This window comes from Micromonospora sp. NPDC003776, assembly GCF_053605645.1.
The window spans coordinates 1-5,826 of the sequence record NZ_JBSGJR010000459.1 but is presented as its reverse complement, the minus strand read 5'-3'; the positions used below and the strand labels follow the sequence as shown (position 1 = coordinate 5,826).

General features: G+C 73.3%; 6 protein-coding genes and 1 pseudogene. 4 read left to right on the top strand and 3 right to left on the bottom strand.

The annotated features are described in order from the left end of the window. Positions 1–816: class F sortase (locus ACWEVO_RS28085; protein WP_452310499.1), on the top strand; the 816-nt coding region annotated here is incomplete at its 5' end. Positions 817–823: 7 nt separating this feature from the next. Here the strand turns inward: ACWEVO_RS28085 and ACWEVO_RS28080 are convergent. Next, entirely contained in the window at positions 824–1,363 is a 540-nt protein-coding gene (locus ACWEVO_RS28080) for an HNH endonuclease (RefSeq protein WP_452310498.1), read from the bottom strand. 268 nt (positions 1,364–1,631) lie between these two features. Between ACWEVO_RS28080 and ACWEVO_RS28075 the strand changes: the two genes are divergently transcribed. The 3 genes from ACWEVO_RS28075 to ACWEVO_RS28065 all read left to right on the top strand — a co-directional run bounded on the left by ACWEVO_RS28075 (position 1,632) and on the right by ACWEVO_RS28065 (position 4,814). Next, the gene (locus ACWEVO_RS28075; RefSeq protein WP_452310497.1) at positions 1,632–2,720 is read left to right on the top strand and encodes a mechanosensitive ion channel family protein; all 1,089 of its coding nucleotides are present in this window, start codon (positions 1,632–1,634) and stop codon (positions 2,718–2,720) included. Positions 2,721–2,956: 236 nt separating this feature from the next. Beyond that, on the top strand, positions 2,957–4,345 hold the full coding sequence (locus ACWEVO_RS28070; RefSeq protein ID WP_452310496.1) for an MFS transporter: 1,389 nt from the start codon (positions 2,957–2,959) through the stop codon (positions 4,343–4,345). Positions 4,346–4,424: 79 nt separating this feature from the next. Then, on the top strand, positions 4,425–4,814 hold the full coding sequence (locus ACWEVO_RS28065; RefSeq protein WP_452310500.1) for a globin: 390 nt from the start codon (positions 4,425–4,427) through the stop codon (positions 4,812–4,814). A gap of 18 nt (positions 4,815–4,832) precedes the next feature. Here ACWEVO_RS28065 and ACWEVO_RS28060 read toward each other — a convergent pair whose 3' ends face one another. Further along, positions 4,833–5,414 carry a YbjN domain-containing protein gene (locus tag ACWEVO_RS28060; protein WP_452310495.1) on the bottom strand — a complete coding sequence of 194 codons (582 nt, stop codon included), beginning with the start codon at positions 5,412–5,414 and terminating at the stop codon, positions 4,833–4,835. 131 nt (positions 5,415–5,545) lie between these two features. Further along, positions 5,546–5,826 (bottom strand): annotated as a pseudogene (locus tag ACWEVO_RS28055) (hypothetical protein); the annotation flags it as partial.

Sequence of the window (5,826 nt, the reverse complement as noted above, 5' to 3'; positions counted from 1 at the left end):
AGAGCCGGCCCGCCCCGGGCGGGTGGTTCGGCCGGCACCCGGCTCCGCACCACGCTCCGGCTGGTGGCCTCCGCGGCCCGCCGGTTCACCCACGTCGCCGGGCACGCCTGCACCGCGAGCGTCACCATCGCCGACCCGCCGGCCCGCCCCGTCGCCGCCCGGCCCACCACGGCCGCCGGCCGCTGGCGCTACGCCGTCCAGCGCGGCCCCGGCGCCCCGGTGCTGGTGGTCGCGACGCTGATGGTGCTGATCATGGCCATGCTCGGGGTGGAACGGGTGACCGGGGTCAGTGTGCTGCCCGACCAGCTCTTCGCCGGGCTGCGGACCCCGCCGAAGAAGTTTCCGGTGCTGGCCGCGAGCGCGCCGACGGACATCTCGATCGGCAAGCTCGGCCTGCGGGCGCCGGTGCACCGGGTCGGGCTGGCGTCCGACGGGACCATCGCGGTGCCCGAACTCGCCCGGGCGGGCGAGGCCGGCTGGTACGACCGGGGGCCGACCCCGGGGCAGTACGGCCCGGCGGTGATCGTCGGCCATGTCGACACCACCACGGGCCCGGCCGTCTTCCACGATCTCCGGAAGCTCGACGACGGCGACCGGGTCGAGATCACCCGGGAGGACCACTCGGTGGCGATCTTCGAGGTCACCTCGGTGCAGCGGTACGGCAAGGAGAAGCTCCCGGTGGACGAGATCTTCGGCGACTTCAGCCGGCCGAACCTGCGCCTGATCACCTGCGGCGGCCGGTGGGTGGGCGGCGAGACCGGGTACGCGGACAACCTGGTGGTCTACGCCCAACTGGTGGAGGCGCGCACCGGATGAACCGGCGTCAGGCCGCCTCGGGCTCGGGTTCGCGCAGGTCGAGCCAGTCCGCCCAGCGCGGGTCCGGGGCCCGGTGGCCGAGCACCCGCCACGCCGTGCCCTTCGGGGCGGCCGGCATGATGTGCAGCCGCCAGCCCAACTCGGCCGGGGTCTTGTCGCCCTTGGTGTGGTTGCACCGGGCGCAGGCCGCCACCACGTTCTCCCAGGCGTGCCGCCCGCCCCGGCTGCGCGGGAAGACGTGATCGATGGTCTCGGCCGGCCCCCGGCAGTAGGCGCAGCGCCAGCCGTCCCGGGCGAAGATCGCCCGGCGGGAGAGCCCGACGTGGGTCCGGTACGGCACCCGGACGTAGCGGGTCAGCCGGACCACCGAGGGGACCGGGAGCGCGTTGCGCGCGCTGTGCAGGATGCCGTCACCGTCGGCGACACAGACGGCCTTCGCGGAGAGCACGAGAATCGCGGCGCGACGCACCGACACGACACACAGCGGCTCGTAGGTGGCGTTGAGAACCAGTGCACCGGAGCCCACCGTGGGTCGTATGTCAGGCATCGTGCTCACCCTCCCGGTCCAGCTGCTCCCGCCGCTGCCGCGCCGGCGCCCGCCCCGCGGGCAGCGGGCAACGACACCGACGCCGGCCGGGATCACCGACGTCCGTTGCGCCAATCGTCCCTGATCGCGCCCCGGATTGCACGTACTAATCCTGGGTACCTCGTGAAGCTTTTTCCGGCTGTGGCATGATCACCGGTTCGGTCGCGATGATCACGGGCCGGACCGGTCCGTGGTGCGGCGGTGGGTCAGCAGCCGGCTCCCAGCGACCGTGCGGTACGAAAGCAGGGTGAGTGCCGCCAACCTGATGCTGCGCGCCCTGGCCGCCGCACCCGAACCGAGCCCCAGTTCGAGTCCGACCCCGTCGATCGACTGCCGGACCGACCCCCTCTGCAAGAACATCTACGACATGACCGGGTCGACCTGGTTCGCCGAGGGCAGCTACTGGATCCTGCTCAAGCCGCTGCGGATCATCCTGATCGTGCTGCTGGCGATGGTCGCGCGCTGGGCACTGCACCGGACGATCAACCGGCTCATCCGGACCACCACCGAGGGCGCCGTGCCCACCCTGCTGCGACCGCTGCGGGAGCGGATCCCGAGCGCCTCGCTGGAACCGGAGCAGTTCGTGCCCGAGCGCCGCCGGCAGCGCGCCGAGGCGATCGGCTCGGTGCTGCGCAGCATGGTGACCGCGTTCGTCTTCGGCATCGCCCTGCTGATGGTGCTCAAGGAGTTCAGTTTCGACCTGGCGCCGCTGCTGGCCAGCGCCGGGATCGCCGGCGTGGCCCTCGGCTTCGGCGCGCAGAGCCTGGTGAAGGACCTGATCGCCGGCCTGTTCATGTTGATCGAGGACCAGTACGGCGTCGGCGACACCGTCGACCTGGGCGAGGCGACCGGCGTGGTGGAGGCGGTGGGCCTGCGGGTCACCACGGTCCGGGACGGGCGCGGCGTGCTCTGGTACATCCGCAACGGCGAGATCATCCGGGTCGGCAACAAGAGCCAGGGCTGGGCCCTGGTGGTGGTCGACCTGCCGATCGGCTTCGCCTCCACGGAGGAGGCCACCGCGGTGCTGCGTACGGCCGCGGCGTCGGTGGCGATGGACCCGGAGCTGGCACCCAGGATCGTGGAGGAGCCGGAGGTGCTCGGCGTCGAACAGATCACGGTGGACGGGGCGGTGATCCGTACGGTGGTCAAGACGACCGCGGACGGGCAGTTCGCGGTCGGCCGCGAGCTGCGCCGCCGGCTGGCCGAGGCGCTGGAGAATTCGGGCATCACGGCGCGGATCGCGGCGGCCCGGCTCTATCCGGGGGTGCCGACCCGCGTCCCGGTACCGGGCGAGACGGGCACCGGCGGCGCGACCTGACGGTAGCCACCGTGTCGGTCGATTTCGGGGGGTCGCGCGCCGCGCGGCCCCTCGGGTATCGTCCGTTCGTTCAGTCGGAGATGCGACGATCAATCCGTTCGCCCTAGCCAGCTCTCAGACGATCGGGCAGAATCCGGTGCACACGTTCCCCCTGGGGGCGTGCTCGTGTCCTCGCTGATCCGTAGATCTGACGACGGTCCCCGGTAGGGCCATCACGAGTGGCCGCACCGAGGACGATGGAGGCGACGGTGTCCGACGAGCGACCCGCCCCGGAGGGCCCGGCCACTTTTCGCGACGTTTTCGGCCAGGCCGAGTTCCGCGCCCTCTTCGCGGCCAACGCCCTCTCCTGGGTCGGCGACTACATCGCCAAGGCGGCCGTCACGGTGCTGGTCTACCGGCAGACCGAATCGGTCGCGCTCTCCGCGGTCGCGTTCGCGGCCAGCTACCTGCCCTGGTTGATCGGTGGCCCGCTGCTCGCCGCGCTGGCCGAACGGCACCGCTACCGCGAGGTCATGGTCGCGTGCGACCTGGTCCGGATGGCACTGATGCTGCTGGTGGCGGTGCCCGGGATACCGCCCTGGGCGATCCTCGCCCTGCTCTTCGCCGCCACGCTGGCCAATCCGCCGAGTCAGGCGGCGCGCTCCGCGGTCTCCCCGCAGATCCTGCACGGCGACCGGCTCGTCGTCGGCCTCTCCGTGATGACGAGTGCCGGCCAGGCCGCCCAGGTCGTCGGTTACCTGCTGGGCGCCGCGATCGCCGCGGTCAGTCCGGCCGCCGCCCTGCTGATCAACGCGGTCACCTTCGCGGCGTCGGCCGCGCTGGTCCGGTTCGGCATGCGGGACCGGCCGCCCGCGATGACCGCCGCGCACCGCAGTCACCTGCTCCGGGAGACCGGCCAGGGCTTCCGGATCGTCTTCGGCCAGCCGGTCCTGCGGGCGATCGCCGTGCTGGTGTTCAGCGCGATGCTCTTCTCCATCGTGCCGGAGGGCCTCGCGGCGGCCTGGGCCGCCGAGCGCGGCGGCAGTCTCGGCAGCGGCCCCGCCCAGGCCATCATCATGGCCGCCAACCCGGTCGGCTACGTGCTCGGCGGGTTGGTGGTGGGCCGGCTGGTCGGCCCGGCCCGCCGGCTGGCGCTGATGCGCCCGCTGGCGGTGCTCGGCCCGGCGGTGCTGGTCCCCGCGCTGCTCGACCCGCCGCCCCTCGTGGTGGCGCTCCTCGCGGCGGCGTGCGGCTTCGCCGCCGCGGGGCTGCTGCCGGTGGCGAACGGCCTCTTCGTCCGCGCCCTGCCCGACGGCTACCGAGCCCGGGCGTTCGGCGTGATGGCGAGCGGAACGCAGATCATCCAGGGTGCGGCCGTGCTGGCGACCGGGGCACTCGCCGACCGGTTCGCCATCCCGCTGGTGGTCGGCGTGTGGAGCGCCGCCGGCGTCGTGCTGATGCTCGGGGCGGCGCTCGCCTGGCCCCGTCGGGAGACGGTGGAGGCGGCGGTCGACGCCGCCCGGCGGCGCGAGCCGGCGGTGGTGCCGAGCGGGCGACGGCCCGACGCGGCGAGCCGCGGCGCCGCCCCGACGACCGCCGGGGAGCGGTCCGGGGACCGGAACCGGCGCCGGCACGCGGTGACCTGACCCGCACCGGGCCGGTGGGCGGGAGTCGGCCCCAGACCGCACCTGGCAGGATGTAACCGTGACTTCCCCAGGCGAGTCGATGACCCTCTTCGAGGCGATCGGCGGCGAGCCCGCCTTCCGCAAGCTGGTGGACGAGTTCTACGCCGGCGTCGCCACCGACCCGCTGCTGCGGCCCATGTACCCGGAGGAGGATCTCGGCCCGGCGGCCGACCGGCTGACCCTCTTCCTCATGCAGTACTGGGGCGGCCCGCACACCTACTCGGACCAGCGCGGCCACCCTCGACTGCGGATGCGGCACGCGCCGTTCCGGATCGGAGCGGCCGAGCGGGACGCCTGGCTGCACCACATGCGGCGTGCGGTGGACCGGTTGAACCTGCCACCGGAGCTCGCCGGCGCGCTCTGGGACTACCTCGAGCGGGCCGCGTACTTCATGGTCAACGTGGTGGAGGACCCGGCCGCCGGGGCCTGACGGCCCCGGGCGGCGGGCTCAGAGCAGGGCACCCTCGTCGTGCAGCCAGTCGACGAAGGTGGTGGCCACCGCGGCACCGCAGTCGAGCATCTCGACCAGCAGGGCGTCGTGGGCGCCGGCACCGAGCGGGACCTGGAGCTCCGCGTAGATCGGGAGCTGGCCGCGCTCGGTCGGGTCGCCGATGTACGCCTTGCAGAACCGGCGGGTGTGGTTCCACTCGTTGACCACCCGGTAGGCGCGGTCCGCCCAGTCGGGCGGCACGGTCGCATGCGGCCGGGCCCGCATCACCAGGATCTCGTCGTCCGGGCCTTCGAGCGTCACCAGGACCGCGTGCCGCTCCCACATGGCCAGCAGGTTCCCGTCGCCGTCGGCCAGGTAGCGCACGTCGAGCAGGTCGAGCGCGTCGCAGACCCGGTTGAGGGTGACCGGACCGACGGTCGCCGGCATGTCGGGGGTCACCGGCCGCTCAACGGCGGCGTCGTCCCCGGGCTGGCGGGGCACCGGTGGACCGCACCGGACGCTGTCATCCACTGTGATCCCGCTTCGAGTTTCCGGATCGCCGCCGGCGGCGGGACCTGGGCGCCATGACCACCACGGCATCGCTCGCGCACCTCACTCCCCAGCGGATCCAGTCGCCTACGGTGCGTTGGATCCGAGGATGGACGGTACCCGGACAGCCGGGTTAGGGCATCCCCCCAACGGATGCACCAAACCGGAAGAACGACCGGGGGTCAACCGTTCGGACGACCGATTGTGGGCGTCAAGCTGAGTTCGGCGACCTTCCGCGACCAGGCCGCTCCGTATGGTCCCACCAGGCCGACCCAACGGCCGGCGACCCGCACCTGGACCTCGCCGGCGCCGAGGAAGCCCATCCGGACCAGCCCCTGGACCAGCCGTTGCGGCACCTCCACGGGGCTGGCCGGAGCGTCGTCCGGGGTGACCACCACCGCGACGTGGTCCAGCAGGGCGTCGCGCAGCGCCCGCTGCCCCACCGCGCGACCCGCCACGCCGT